This is a genomic window from Corynebacterium sp. TAE3-ERU30 (assembly GCF_019209925.1).
GTDB lineage: Bacteria > Actinomycetota > Actinomycetes > Mycobacteriales > Mycobacteriaceae > Corynebacterium > Corynebacterium megadyptis.
Genome location: NZ_JAHUTO010000002.1, coordinates 543,225 through 557,728, shown reverse-complemented (window position 1 = coordinate 557,728; position 14,504 = coordinate 543,225). Strand labels below are relative to the sequence as shown.

Here is a 14,504-nt window from a genome sequence, read left to right as displayed (position 1 = left end):
TCCATTTTAGGCGCCAGGAGAGTCGCAGGCGATGCGCAGCAGCGAGCGCGCCACCCGGTCGCTTTCCTGCAGCATCGCGGGATCGGTGCGCGGCATCGGCGAGATCGTGGTGTCGGCGAGAAACGCCCCCAGTGGAATGCCCACCGCATGCAGCCGCGGATCGGGCTCGCCCGCGCTGCCAATAACGCGGCCCGTGTGGGGATCGACCTCCCACGAGCGCGAGGCGGAGCCATCATCAAAGCGAAAGAGCCGCGCTCTGTCGCCTACTGAGCGCACCACAGACGAGGCGGATTTGCCCATATCGGGGTTGCGCACGAAGGCGTCGAGAAGCACCCGGGCTTCGCGGGCGTCGCCGGTGGTGGGGGAGGACATGCGAAAGCCGGTCTCGGTGGTGCTCACCTGTGGGGTGGCACCGAGAAATTCCACGAGGCCGGCGTCGATAAGCGCTAGCAACTGCCGGGTGCGAAACAGCGGCGGCCCCGATCCCGCCATCTGGCCCAGAGCCATGAATTCGCGCAGGCTGCTGGTGCGGGAGGCGTGGGTATAGCGGCCGTGTTCGCCGAGAATGCCCACCGCCTTGCGGGAGGCGGCTAGGGCCCACATGCCATTTTTGAAGGCGGATTCGCGGGCGCGTTCGGCCTCGTGGATATCGCCGCTGAGGCTTGTGGCGATGTGCTCGGTCAGGGCGGACGGATCCATGCGGAGCCCCGCCAGCGGCTGGGAGTAGGCAAAGGGGTCGAAGGGGCGGGAGGTGGCGTCGAGAAGCGGCGCGATCTGCTCCGGCAAGAGCCGCGGATCCTCGGTGCTATCGATGAGCTGGAGAATCTCCTCTATACGGGCAGGGCGGCTGGTGAGGTAGTAGGCCTCGTGGGCGTCGCGCAGGAGTGCGGGCAGGACCTCGGTGCCGAAATCGATACAGCCCAGCCCGGTGCGCTCCGAGAGCTCGGCGATCACGGCGCGGGTGCGCGGATTATGCGGCGCCGGCGGCAGGGAGTGGTAATCCGATTTCGGCAGATAGGGATAGCCGCGGCCGCTGGCCACCACCACCTGCGGCTCCTGGCCGCTCGGCTCATAGCGCAGCCCCGAACGCCGGTAGGTATCAGAGACGAAGCGGCCGCCGCGCCCCTCGGTGAGCAGCAGGAGGGAATCGAAGAAGCTCATGCCCAGCCCCCGCACCAGCACGGTCTCGCCGGCGGCGATGGGGGAGAGGTCCTGGTCAATGGGGTTGCCTGGGGCGATCCACTGGCCGCTCGCGTGGGCGAGGGCCTCCTCCTCGGCGGAGGGGGCCGGGGTGTCCCAGCCGAGGGCGAGCACGGTGGCATCGGCCAGCAGGGTGGTGCCATCGGCGAGCGTGATCTGATCCTGTGCGCCCTGCGGGGTGATGGCAGTGGCGGCCTGGGGGTGCTCGCGCACGCTCATACCCTCCGGCAGGCTGGTGCGCAGCTGCTGGTGGACGGCGCGCAGATACTCCCCGTAGAGAGCGCGGCTGGGATTGGACTCCGGTTTGGTGGCGCGCATCTCCTCCCAGAACTCGCTTGTCCGCGCGCTTGGGTCCTGCAGCTGCGTCTGGATCCACTCATACATGGTGGGGCCGGTGCGCGGCGGTATGCCGACGCTGGCGTCTGGGTCGGGGTAGAGGGTGACGGCATCGGCAAGGGTGTTCATGCACATGGTCCGCGGCTGGTCGGTGCGCCATACCTTTCCCGCCCCGATCTGGTGGGGGTCGATGAGATGCACCGTCAAGGGGGTGGGCTGATCGCTATGGCGCTGGGCCGTGGATAGCCGCTCAAGCAGCGAGATTCCGCGGGGTCCTGCTCCGATGATGGCGATGCTGCGGGGGTGAGCGTGAGCCGAGTGTGAAATACCCATAATAGACAGATTAGTCCTTTATAAATAGAATGGCCAGTCTAATATCGTGCTGTGCGCGCCGCGGCGGGGCTGAGGGGCCGCGCCTGGCGGGCACCTGCTGTTGTGTTTATCGCATAGGAAGGCTCCGTCCATGACACCCTCACGACGCCCTCAACTCGCCTCGCTTCTTGCCGCGCTCGCGATTCCCATGCTGATGCTCGCCAGCTGTGCCGCGCCACTCAAAGCCAACCCCGAGGATCGCGCCGCCGCCGCAGAGCTGACCTATGCCGATTCGGCCCCGTGGACCAGCCTCTACCCGCCGACCGCGGGCTTCTACCCCAATGGCGGCATCGTGGGAAACATCACCGATCGCCTGCTGTGGCAAGACCCCGAGACCCTCGAGCTGCACCCGTGGATCGCCACGGAGCTACCCGAGATCAACGAGGACGCCACCGAATACACCTTCCGGCTGCGCGAGGGCGTGACCTACTCCGATGGCAGCGCCCTCGATGCCGCGAATGTGGTGGCCAACTTTGATCTTTTCGGGCGCGGCGACGCCGAGCGCACCCTGCCGCCCAGCGAGCAGATCAACAACTATGAGCGCGGCGAGGTGCTCGATGAGCACACCGTGCGCTTCCACTTCTCCGCCCCCGCGCCGGGCTTCGCCCAAGCCACCTCCACCCTGAATGCTGGGTTGTTGTCGACGGCCACGCTGCGTCGCGACGCCGAGGGCTTCGGCCCCGGTAACGCGGTGAACGTGGTGGCCAGCGGCCCCTTCGTGATCGAGGAGGAGGAACTGGGCACCCAGATCCGGCTAGTGCGGCGCGAGGACTATGACTGGGGCCCGCCCGCGGCCTCCCACCACGGCCCGGCGCAGCTCACCACCCTCACCATCGTCACCGCGCCCGAGGACTCGGTGCGCACCGGTGCTCTGCTCGCTGGCCAGGCCGATGTGATTCGCCAGGTGGAAGCGCCCGATGAGCGCCGCTTTCGGGAGCTGGGTGTGCGCATCCATGCCGGCGGCACCGGCGGGATGAATAACTCCATCAACTTTCACTTCGCCCACCCCTATCTCGCGGATCAGCGAGTCCGCGAGGCGCTGATCAAGGGCGTGAACCGGGAGGAAATCCTCGACACCTTGTTTACCGACTCCTATCCGCTGGCCACCTCCACGCTTTCGAGCGAGGCCCGCGGCTATGAGGATCAATCCGAGCACTATGTCTATGACCCCGAGGCGGCGCGGCAGCTGCTCGACGAGGCCGGTTGGCAGCTGCCGGCAGGCGCGGGCCCAGGCACCATCCGGGTAAAGGACGGCGAGCGCCTGAGCCTTACGGTCAATGAGGCGGTGCCGCAGCCGCGCTCGAAGGAGATTGTGACCATGATGCAGGCACAGCTGCGCCGCATCGGGGTAGACCTGCAGCTCTACCCGGGAGACTATGCCGCCCAAACCGCCGCGGCCAAGGACATCAACAAGATCCAATTGGCCCATCACATCGTGGGCCGCGCCGATGCGGACGTGGTGACCTCGCTGTGGCATTCGGAGAAACGCAATGTCTTGCTCAATGGCGATACGGAGACGGGTGAAATCCATGATCCCGAACTCGAAAGATTGATGAACGCCATCTCGGCCACCGCGGACCCGAGCGCCCGCGAGCGCGTGGTGCGCGAGAGCCAGAACTATGTGTCGGACAAAGCCTATGCCTTGCCGCTGTTTGAGGAGCCCCAAGTATTCGCCCTCGGCGATAACGTGCGGGACTTCCAGACCGGCCCCACCGCCCGCCCGTGGTTCTATGCCACCAGCCTGAGCGCCCCGAAGGAGAACTAGATCATGACTCGCTCTGCTGTGTTATCGCGCATCCTGCAAGCCTTCACCGTGATACTGCTGGTGTTCATCACCGCCTTCGTGCTGCTCGCCGCCTTGCCCGGCGATGCCATCGAGGCCCGCTATGCCAGCCCCGAGCTCGGTCTCTCGCCGGAGCAGGTGGAGGAGATTCGCCGCTCCTATGGCGCGGATAAGCCCCTGGTGGTGCAGTTCTTCGTGCTTCTCGGCGGCTATCTCACGGGCAACTTCGGCACCTCGGTGGCCCAGGGCAGTGCCGTGTCCACCCTCTTGGGCGAGGCCCTGCCGCACACCCTGGCTCTGGCTATCAGCGGCTTTCTTCTCGGCGTGGTGCTGGCGGTGCTCATCGCCACCGCCGCCACCTTCGGCCCCTTCCGCTGGCTGCGGGCGCTGGCCGGATCGCTGCCGCCGCTTTTTGCCTCTACCCCCACCTTCTTCGTCGGCATCGTGCTCATCCAGTTGCTGAGTTTCCGCTTCGCCATCATCCCGGTGATCGGCGGTTCCGCCCTGCAGGAGCTGGTGTTGCCGGTGATTACCCTCTCCATTCCCGTGGCCGCGCCGCTGGCGCAGGTGCTCATCCGCTCCATCGATGAGGTGGAGTCCAGCCCCTTTGTCACGGTGTTGCGCGCCCGCGGTGCCACCGAGCGGTGGGTGCTGTGGCGCGGCATCATGCGCAATGCGCTGCTTCCCACCCTCACCATCGCCGGCATGATCTTCGGCGAGCTCATCGGCGGCTCGGTGGTGACCGAGGCCGTCTTCGGCCGAGCCGGAATCGGGGCGCTCACCGTGAACGCGGTATCCAATCGCGACACCCCCGTACTCATGGCCATCGTGGTGCTCGCCGCGGCGTTGTTCGTGCTGATCAACCTCATCGTGGATCTGTGCTACCCGCTGCTTGATCCACGCCTGCGCACGGTGCGCACTGCCCGCACCGGACCCGCCGCCGCGCCCCTTGCTGCGCCCGCCACCGCCCCCGCCACTGCCGCCGCCACCGAAGAGGAGACACGATGACGACGATCACCGCCCAGCACCCCACAGCCGATAGCGCCGCCGCCCCGAGTCAGTCCTCGTCCACCGCCGACGTGGCCCGCGTGGTGGCCCGCGGCGCGAGCACACTCAGCACGGCGCTCGCCGGTATATTCCTGCTGCTCATGATCAGCTGGGCCGCCCTGCCGGGGATCTTCGCGCAGGCCGACCCGCTGGCAGTAACCCCGCAGTCGCTGCAGCCGCCCTCGGCGGAGCACTGGTTTGGCACCGACGCCACCGGCCGTGATGTCTACGCCCGCGTGGTCTACGGCGCCCGTCATTCCCTGGCGGGGGCGTTGATTGCCGTGCTCGTGGGTGTGATCGTCGGCACCGCCATCGGCGTGCTCGCCGGCGCCCGCGGCGGCTGGGTCGAAACCGTGCTCATGCGCGTGGTGGATGTGCTGCTGGCCATCCCGGCTCTGCTGTTGAGCCTGTCCATCATCATTATCGTGGGCTTCGGCACGATCAACGCCTCGATCGCGGTGGGCGTGACCACCGTAGCCATGTTCGCCCGCCTCGCCCGCTCGCAGGTGCTGAGCGTGATGCAGGCCGACTATGTGGAGGCCGCCTTCGGGGCGGGGGCGAATTTTCCCCGCGTCTTGCTCCGGCATGTTCTGCCCAACTCGCTCACCCCAGTGATCGCCCTGGCGGCGCTGCAATTCGGCAGCGCCATCCTCCAAATCTCCACCCTGGGCTTCCTCGGCTATGGCGCCACCCCACCCACGCCCGAGTGGGGTCTGCTCGTCGCCGATGGCCGCGACTATGTGGTCACCGCGTGGTGGCTCACCGTCCTTCCTGGCCTCATCGTGGTGTTCACGGTGCTCGCCGTCACCCGGCTCAGCCGACTCGTGCACAGAAAGGTTGCGATCTAGATGTCTGCTACTCCGCTTCTTTCCATCGATGGCCTCAGCGTCTCCTATGGGGACACCCCCGCCATTTCGCTTATCGACGCCACCCTGCAGGCCGGCGAAACCCTGGCCATCGTGGGCGAGTCCGGCTCCGGTAAAACCACCACGGCGCAGGCCATCGTGGGGCTTTTAGGGGATAACGCCCGCATCACCCATGGCTCGATCACCCTCCGCGGGGAAGAGCTCGTGGGGCGTGAGGAGCGTTTCCTCCGCACCATCCGCGGCCGACGCATCGGATTGGTGCCGCAGGATCCCACTAATTCCTTCAACCCGGTGCACACCATCGGCGAAACGATCGCCGAGGCGATTGCTATTCATAATCCGCGCGGCGCCACCCGGCAGCGGGTGGTGGAGCTCTTGGACAAGGTGGGGGTGGATCGACCCGAGCTGCGCTATGGCCAATACCCGCACGAGCTCTCGGGCGGGTTGCGCCAGCGCGCGCTCATCGCCGCCGCCATCGCCGGCGAACCGGAGCTGATCATCGCCGATGAACCCACCTCGGCGCTGGATGTGACGGTGCAGGATGTGGTGCTCGATGTGCTGGCCGAGATGACCCGCGAGCTCGGGGCCGGCGTGCTGCTCATTACCCACGATCTCGCGGTGGCGGGCGATCGTGCGGATCGCATCATGGTGATGAATAAGGGACAGGTGGTGGAGTCCGGCACCTCCGCGCGAGTGATGGGCGCCCCGCGGGAGGACTACACCCAGCGGCTCATCTCCCATGCGCCCTCGCTGAATAGCCCCACCACGCCCGCGGCAGTAGAGCCGGCAGAGACCTACCCCTTGCTGCGCGTGGAGCGGCTCTCGAAGAGCTTTCCGGGGGTGACGGCCGTGGATGATGTCTCCTTCGAGGTCGGCCGCGGCACCACGCACGGGCTGGTGGGCGAGTCGGGCTCGGGGAAAACCACGATCGGGCGCATCATCTCCATGTTCCACACCCCCTCGTCGGGCCAGGTGCTGCTCGGGGATACCTCGCTTAGCGATGCCTCGCCCGCGCAGGTGCGGGCGCTGCGCCGCCGGGTGCAGCTGGTCTATCAAAACCCCTATTCCTCCTTCGACCCGCGGTTGAGCCTGGGGGAGTCGGTGGCGGAGCCGCTGCGCAACTTCGGGCACGTGCGCCGCCGCCGCGAGCGGCAGGAGCATGTAGAGGAGGCCTTCAGCAAGGTGCACCTCGATCCCGCCTTGGCGTCGCGCCGCCCACGGGAACTCTCCGGCGGGCAGCTGCAACGCGCCGCGATCGCCCGCGCCCTCGTGGTGCGCCCCGAGCTCATCGTGCTCGATGAGGCGGTCTCCGCACTCGATGTGACGGTGCAGGCCCAGATTCTGGAGACCTTGCACGATCTCCAAGAAGAGCTGGGGCTGACCTATGTGTTTATTTCCCACGACCTCGCGGTCGTGCGCGCCATTTCCTCCACGGTGTCGGTGATGCAACGCGGACGCCAGGTGGACTACGGGCCAGTGGCCGAGGTATTCGACAACCCCTCCGATGAGTTCACCCGCCGGCTGGTGCACGCCATTCCCGGGCGGGTGCTCCGCGCTCGTTTGGAGGAGCAGCGCTATGTGCACTACGTGATTTAAGCCGCGCTAGCAGCACCAGGTGTGCTGCAGCGGCTAGGCTTAAACACTCGAGGGCGGCGTCGATAAGCGCAGCACGTGTGAAGAACAAGGATGTGTGGCGAGAGAACCCAATGATCAACGGTGTGATCACTCACGATGGAATCAGAACCCGCACCTATCACTGGCCGGTGGCCAAGCCGCGCCAGGTGGTGCAGATCGTGCATGGCATGGCCGAACACGCAGGCCGCTACGATGAGCTGGCGCAGTTTCTGAATAGCAACGATATTGCGGTGGTGGCCCATGATCATCGCGGCCACGGACCCGAGGCCGTTACCAACGGCCCGCTCGGCCACTTCGCGGATGAGAATGGCTGGTCGCGCGTGGTGGAGGATATCTCCTTGGTGCGCACGCATTTTCAGCGCACCTACCCGGATGTGCCGTGGATTATGCTCGGCCACTCCATGGGGTCTTTCGCCACCCGTGACTATCTCACCCGCGGCTATCAGCCCCTCGCGGGGGCGATCCTCGTGGGCACCGGCCGGTGGCCGTGCTACGCCTCCCCAGGCCTGCTCCTGGCTTCTGCCCTGGCCGCGCGGAAACCGCGGTGCACGGCGCACCTGCTTAATACCCTGGTCTTTGCCGGCTATAACAAGGGCTTCGAGCGCCGCACCAATGTGGACTGGCTCTGTTCCGATCCCGCGGTGGTGGATAGCTATCGCGCCGATCCACTGTGTGGCTTCGTGCCCACCAATCAATTCTTCGCCGATTTCCTCAGCGCCCATAGGCGAGTAAATACCCGCGCCACCTTTAGCGCCACCCCACGCGACCTGCCCATTCTGGTGGTCTCGGGGGCCAAGGACCCGGTGGGCGGGGCGAGCGGCGCCACCCAGGTGGCCAATCGCTATGACGCGGCGGGAGTCGATCGCGTCAGCGCCGTGGTGTATCCGGGCAAGCGGCACGAAATCCTGCAGGAAACAAATAAGCAGCAGGTCTATGAAGACCTGCTGCTGTGGATCTCTACTCTCTGCTAAACCGTGGCGCTCGGCCACGGCTGGAGGAGAGCCGGGTCGGTTAATCCAGGCCCGCCGGCGCGCCGGGCGTGCCGAAGCCATAACCGAAGCGGTAGGGGGCGTGGATGTCGGCGGCGTGCATGGCCTTCATGATCTCGGCCGTCATGGCGCGCTCCACCGCCCACTTCTGCGCTGGCATCACCTTGATATTCACGCGCACCACCATGTGGTCCACATTGAACTTGGAGATGCCCGCCAGCTCCGGATCGCCCAGAATATCGGCGCGGTATTCCTCGGCGGCAGCGGAGCGCTGCACGGTGTCGAAGATGGTCTTTTGCGCGGCATCCACATCCGCGGACAGCGACACGGGGATTTCGATTCGCGCGATGGAGTAGCCCTGGGAGTAGTTACCCACCGAGAGAATCTCGCCATTGCGCACGAACCAGAGCACACCGTCCACATCGCGCACGGTGGTTACACGCAGCGACACATCCTCCACATCGCCGGCGACATCGCCGACGGAGATGGTATCGCCCACGCCGTACTGGTCCTCGATCATCATGAAGATGCCGGAGAGGAAGTCCTTGACCAGTGCCTGGGCGCCGAAGCCCAAGGCCACACCCACAACACCAGCGGAGGCGATCAGCGGGGTCACATTCACGCCCACCTCATCGAGGATCGCGAGCGCCGCCCACACCCACACCACGATGGACACGGCCGAGCGGCCCACCGTGGCGAGAGTCATCATGCGCGCTTCACGACGCTGCGCTCGGGCTTTATCCTGGGCGGCAAGCTGTTGGCGCAGCAGCTCGGCCTTTTTCGGATCATCTTCCTCCGCGACGGGATCATTGTGCGCGGTACCAAAACCGATCTTCGAGCGCTTATCACTGGCGGCGGCGTTCTCCGAGACCTTAGTGATGAGCTTGCGCAGGAAATAGTTCAGGGCGATCGCCACGAGAATAATGATGACGATGTGGATCGGCTTGGAAATGAGCCACTCCTGCACGAGCGGCTGTTCCCACCACGAGCCGATGGATTCGACAGTGTTATCTACCGTAGATGTTACCGCTGCCCGCACGAAGGTATCGGCGGGCAGGGCATGAGAGCTGAGAGAGAATATTTCTGTGTTCACGTCGAACCACCATAGGGGAGGTATTCACAGAACACCAGATGGCCGACGCTGGTTCAGCAGAGATGCTGCGCGGTGCTAGCTCTGGGCCTTTTTCAGCCAGCGCAGACCGATGATGAGCAGCGGAGAGACCAAGACCAGCTGCAGGATTGCCGCGAAGATCGAGGCGTCCGCGACGGGCGTGCCCGGCAGGACATAGATGGTGGTGTAGCTGCCCAAGACGTTGAAGATCATGTGGCCGATGGCGGGCACCCACAGGTTTTTCGTGCGCAGCATGAGCGCACCGAGGAAGATGCCCAGCGAGAAGGTGTAGAACACCTGGCTGGCGGTGCCGACGATCAGCTCGGGGTGGCGGGTGAGGTTGGCAAGGTGGGTGAGGCCGAAGATCACGGCCGCGAGGATGACGGCGCGGGTCTGCGAGATCGAGGTGTTCTTGAGCAGGATCTGCAGGACGATGCCGCGGAAGATGACTTCCTCAAAGAAGGCCGTGGCCGCCATGATGAGCACAAGGAACATCAGCCGCTTCATGGCGCCCTCGCTTTGCTGCGCGGTGGGCTCCTCCATGAACAGGAAGTTCACCGTGAAGAACACGGCCGATACAGCGAAGAGGGGCCAGCCCAGGCGCAGCAGGTCCTTGGGGTGGAAGCCGGCGGGGGAGACAAGGCTGCCGAGTTTCAGCCACCACAGCCCGCCCAGCGCCACGATGAGCGGAATGACATAGGCGAACAGGGCTGGTGCGGTATTGATGTCTGGGTTGCCGGCGACGACACCCCCGAAGTGGAGGCTGAGAATGGCAATAACGACAACGCCGAGGCACGAGATGAGTGGGCGCTGCGAGAGTGTCTTCATGGTGTCCTTTCCAGGCACGGGGGTCGCACGGGATGGGCAACCCTGGTGGAAACTATTTGTAGCGGGAGAGCATGACGCATTCCCAATGCACACTGAATCCATTAGTGGCCGAAAAGTGACTTTTTTAGGGCTTCCTTATAAAGGAGACCCATAGCCCCATGAGACATGGGATGTCTTTAGCGTAGTCTCAGGAGAGCTGTGAGAAAGATCTCTCCGCTTCTTAGGGCGTTGCGGACGCTGCGAGCTCGGCAGCAGCCTCCGTGGTGTGGGCCGGGGAGTAGCTGCGGAGCGCCTCGGCGCCGATGAGCTTCTCCAGTGCTGCCCGATCCACGCCGCAATCGTGGGGATGCTCCGCCGCCCACGCCGGCGGAATATAGGCGCAGGTGGGATCGGAAGCGCGGTAGTCGCCGGTGAGGGCATAGGCGGTGGAACGCGAACCGCCGCAGACAGAGTGGAAATCACAGACCGAGCACTTGCCGTGCCAGTGGTCCGGGTCGCGCAATGCCTGAAAGGCCGGAGAGTTGGCGTAAATATCCTGGAAGTCGCGCTCTTTCACATTGCCGCAGTGCATGGGTAAAAAGCCGCTCGGGTACACATCGCCCACATGGTCCACGAAAGCGAAACCAGAGCCGGAGTTCACCGCCATCGGGGCGCGGGGACGACGCGGGGCGGCGGGGTGCTCGCCAAGAAGCTCGGTGGTGAGCTCGGTGAGCTCGCGATACAACGGGCCACCCTCATAGCCGGGGCGTCCCTCCTCCTTGGCCTGCTGGGCCTGCAGCACCACGCGCCGGTACTGCGGCGCCTCTGTGGTCTTAATGGCGATGCGATTAGACACATCATGCAGCCAGTGCAGGGCGTCTTCGCGCTCCTGGGGCGAAAGCGAGTTCAGCGCGGCGCCGCGGCCAGTGGGCACGAGGAAGAAGACGTACCACATCTTCGCCCCCATATCGATCACCCGCTTGAGCAGGTGCGGGGCCTCGTGAATATTGGACTTCGTGAGCGTGGAATTGATCTGCAAACGATAGCCCAGCTCATTAATGATGGGGGCCATCTCGACGGTCTTTTCGAAGGTGCCGGAGAAGCCACGGAAGGCGTCATGCGTCTCTGGGAAAGCACCATCGAGCGACATGGACATGGCCTTGCCGCCCGCCTCGCGCAGCGCGCTAATGCGCTCGCGGGTGAGCTTCGGGGTGACCGAGGGCGAGAGCGAGATGCTCAGCCCCAGCGAGGTGCCATAGGCGGTGAGCTCGACCAAATCATCGCGCTCAAAAGGATCCCCGCCGGTGAGCACCACCAAGGGGCGGGGATGCTCATAGGCGGCGAGGCGTTCCAGCAGTGCCTTGCCTTCGGCCGTGCTGAGCTGGCCAGGGGCGGCGTGATGCTGGGCATCGGCGCGGCAATGCTTGCACACCAAGGCGCAGGCGCGGGTGACCTCCCAGATAACAATGAACGGCTTCTGGTTGATGTCGTGGCGGACCGTGCGCACAACCGGCATGCGATGCTTCACAGTGCTGAGCTCCCTCTCATCTTCGGCGATCGTGCCCTCCGAGCAGCGTCAGCGCCCGGAAAGCACAGGCACCTTCCAGATTAAGACAGCACAGCCGGACCGCGCCAACAGAAACGGCCCCTGAGCTGGGAGATATTGGCCACCCTCTGCTTAGTGGCGCCTAAGATTGGCAGTTTTTATCGCTGCTCTCCAGCGCGGGTATCCACCTCGCGGTTACGCAATGCCCGCTCCTGCGCATCGACGTTTTCTGCCACCAGGCGGGCCAAAGCGCTCGGAATATCCGTATCCAAGAGCTGCTTGGAGCGCTCGATGCCCGCGGCGCTGATATCCCAGCTGGGGTAGATGCCCTCGAGCAGCGGTTGGGCGGTCTCATTCGGCAGATCGGCCCACAGCTGCGGGGCGAGCTCCACGAAACGCTCGTTGAACTGCTCCAGGTTCGGCGCCGAGCCCGCAAAGAGCAAGCCTTCGAGGGTGTGGCGCAGCTCGAGATTCGAGATCTCGCCGGCTGCGGTGCTGAGGCGCTCGTACACCTGGGCCTTGTTCTCCGCGGTATTGATGGCCGCCGCGGCCCGCCATGCCGACTTCTGGCCCGAGCCGGTGGCATCGCGCTCGCGCTCTGCGGCGATGGCGGCCTCTGGGTCGGCGATATCGCCGCGGGCGATCAGGGCAGTCAGGGCGCTCCAGCGGATATTGCTATCCACCTCCAGCTCCGGCACCGTGCACGTGCCCTCGAGGATAGAGCGGAAGAATGCGGCTTCCTTCTCCCCGAATTCCACCTGGGCGAGCGCCTTGAAGAAGGGCAGCTGAGCATCGGTGCCGGCAGCGAGGTCGTGGGGCTGCGAGAGGGCGTCGAAAAGCGTGCGGGCAAAGGCCTGCTTGCCTTCCTGCTCTGCCCACTCCGGATCGGCGTAGGAACGCAGGGTGATGCGCGCCTGCAGCAAGATGCGCTCCAGCACGGCCAACTCGGTCTCGGAGGTGATACCGCGCTGCACGAGTGCGAGGAAGTCGCGGGCCGGCATACGGCCATCGCGCGTCGCCTGGCTGGCGGCCGACCAGCACAGTGCCCGCGCCATGGAATCCTCGATGGCGTCGATATGCTCGCCAATGAAAGCCAGGCTCTGCTCATCGGCTTCATAGAGGCAGTAGGTGAGATCATCGTCATTGACCAGCACCAGATCTGCCTCCGGGGCGCCGATGAGATCCGTCACCTCGGTGCGCTCGCCGTCCACATCCAGCTCAATGCGCTGGGTGCGCACCACAGCGGAATCCTGGAGGCTATAGAGGCCCACGGCAAGGCGGTGGGTGCGGGTCTCGCCAGCACCGGGGGTGGCTCCGGACTGCACGATGGCAAAGGAATCGTAGACGCCATCGCTGCTCGTGGACTCCACCGAGAAGGAGTTGATGCCGGTGGTCTTCAACCACTGGCTGGACCAATCCGAGAGATCGCGTCCCGAGGCTTCCTCCAAGGAAGCGAGCAGATCATCGAAGGTGGCATTGCCGAAAGCATGGCGCGCGAAGTGGCGGCGCACTCCGGCGAAGAACTCCTCGCGCCCCACATAGGCCTGCAGCTGCTTCAGCACCGAGGCGCCCTTGGCATAGGTAATGCCATCGAAGTTCTGCTCCACGGTCTCAATATCGGAGGCATCCGTGGAGATCGGGTGCGTCGAGGGCAGCTGGTCCTGGCTATAGGCCCAGGACTTCTCCACAAAGGCGAAGGTGGTCCACGCCGTGTCATAGCGGGTCTCCTCAGCCTGGGAGATCGCCGCGGCCCAGGTAGCGAAGGACTCGTTGAGCCACAGATCGTCCCACCATTCCATGGTCACGAGATCGCCGAACCACATGTGGGCCATCTCGTGCAGGATGGTATCGGCGCGGCGCTCGTACATGTAGTGCGTCACCTGGGAGTCGAAGACGTACTCGTCGCGGTGGGTCACGCAGCCGGCGTTTTCCATGGCGCCCATGTTGAACTCGGGCACAAACACTTGGTCGTACTTGCCAAAGGGATAGGCGACGCCGAAGTTGCGGTGGTAGAAATCGAAGCCCTGTCGGGTCTCGGTGAAGATGCGCTCGGCATCCAGCGAGTCCGCCAGCGAGGCGCGACAGTACAGGCCCATCGGGATCTCCAGATCGGTGGGCTGATCGGCAGGGGTTTCCGGGTGGTGGGTGAGCGTGCCCGTCCAGGTCTCCCGTACCTCGTGATAGGGGCCGGCACACACCGCAGCGATATAGGTGGAGATCGGGTAGGGGAAGTCCGCCGTGTGGACGCGCTTTCCTTCGGACTCGGTGCAGGTGGTCTCCCCATTGGTGATCACAACCCAGTCCTGCGGGGTGATGGCGCTGAGGCGATAGGTGGCCTTGAGATCGGGCTGGTCGAAGCAGGCATAGACCCGCTTGGCGTCGGCGGTCTCGAACTGGGAGTACAGGTACACCTTGTCATCGGCCGGGTCCACATAGCGGTGCAGGCCCTGGCCGGAGTGGGAGTAGGTGCAGTCGGCGTCGACCACGAGGGTGTGCTCGCCGACGCTCAGCTGCTTCAGCTGCAGCCCGTGCTCGGAGGAATACTCCGGTGTGAACTCCTCGCCATCAAGGGACGCGGAATGGATGTGGGCGTCGCGGAGATCGATGAAGGTATCACCCGCCTCTTTCACCGTGAAGTGCACCGTGGTGGTGGAGCGGAAGGTCTCGTCGGAGGTGGTCAGATCGAGCGCGATGTCATAGTGCTCGGTCTCTAGCATGGCCGCGCGGGCGCGCGCTTCATCTCTGGTTAGGTTCACACTTGTCATGCGCACCACAGTAGTAGCGTGACGCAGATCGCGTGAGCGGCGGGGTG

At 65.0% G+C, this 14,504-nt stretch carries 10 protein-coding genes; 5 read left to right on the top strand and 5 right to left on the bottom strand.

Annotation, left to right across the window (positions count from 1 at the left end):
- Positions 1–6: 6 nt before the first annotated feature.
- Entirely contained in the window at positions 7–1,869 is a 1,863-nt protein-coding gene (locus tag KR227_RS05460; protein WP_218364197.1) for an FAD/NAD(P)-binding domain-containing protein, read from the bottom strand.
- A 130-nt stretch (positions 1,870–1,999) separates the two neighbouring features.
- On the opposite strand from KR227_RS05460, the gene KR227_RS05455 reads away from it, so the two are divergent.
- The 5 genes from KR227_RS05455 to KR227_RS05435 all read left to right on the top strand — a co-directional run bounded on the left by KR227_RS05455 (position 2,000) and on the right by KR227_RS05435 (position 8,210).
- Positions 2,000–3,673: a TIGR04028 family ABC transporter substrate-binding protein gene (locus tag KR227_RS05455; RefSeq protein ID WP_218364195.1), complete on the top strand. Its 1,674-nt coding sequence runs from the start codon at positions 2,000–2,002 to the stop codon at positions 3,671–3,673.
- 3 nt (positions 3,674–3,676) lie between these two features.
- Positions 3,677–4,699 carry an ABC transporter permease gene (locus tag KR227_RS05450; protein WP_218364193.1) on the top strand — a complete coding sequence of 341 codons (1,023 nt, stop codon included), beginning with the start codon at positions 3,677–3,679 and terminating at the stop codon, positions 4,697–4,699.
- Entirely contained in the window at positions 4,696–5,586 is an 891-nt protein-coding gene (locus tag KR227_RS05445) for an ABC transporter permease (protein WP_218364191.1), read from the top strand. The genes KR227_RS05450 and KR227_RS05445 overlap by 4 nt, the downstream gene beginning before the upstream one ends.
- Positions 5,587–7,200, top strand: a complete 1,614-nt coding sequence (locus KR227_RS05440) for an ABC transporter ATP-binding protein (protein ID WP_218364189.1) — start codon at positions 5,587–5,589, stop codon at positions 7,198–7,200.
- A 77-nt stretch (positions 7,201–7,277) separates the two neighbouring features.
- A complete protein-coding gene (locus KR227_RS05435; protein ID WP_218364187.1) occupies positions 7,278–8,210 on the top strand; it encodes an alpha/beta hydrolase in 933 nt (310 codons plus the stop codon).
- Between the two features lie 40 nt (positions 8,211–8,250).
- Here the strand turns inward: KR227_RS05435 and KR227_RS05430 are convergent, their stop codons facing one another.
- The 4 genes from KR227_RS05430 to pepN all read right to left on the bottom strand — a co-directional run bounded on the left by KR227_RS05430 (position 8,251) and on the right by pepN (position 14,457).
- Entirely contained in the window at positions 8,251–9,321 is a 1,071-nt protein-coding gene (locus KR227_RS05430) for a mechanosensitive ion channel family protein (RefSeq protein ID WP_370625173.1), read from the bottom strand.
- A 75-nt stretch (positions 9,322–9,396) separates the two neighbouring features.
- Positions 9,397–10,167 carry a CPBP family intramembrane glutamic endopeptidase gene (locus KR227_RS05425; RefSeq protein WP_218364185.1) on the bottom strand — a complete coding sequence of 257 codons (771 nt, stop codon included), beginning with the start codon at positions 10,165–10,167 and terminating at the stop codon, positions 9,397–9,399.
- A gap of 220 nt (positions 10,168–10,387) precedes the next feature.
- Entirely contained in the window at positions 10,388–11,662 is a 1,275-nt protein-coding gene (locus KR227_RS05420) for a TIGR04053 family radical SAM/SPASM domain-containing protein (RefSeq protein WP_218364375.1), read from the bottom strand.
- 188 nt (positions 11,663–11,850) lie between these two features.
- Positions 11,851–14,457 carry an aminopeptidase N gene (pepN, locus tag KR227_RS05415; RefSeq protein ID WP_218364183.1) on the bottom strand — a complete coding sequence of 869 codons (2,607 nt, stop codon included), beginning with the start codon at positions 14,455–14,457 and terminating at the stop codon, positions 11,851–11,853.
- Positions 14,458–14,504: the final 47 nt, after the last annotated feature.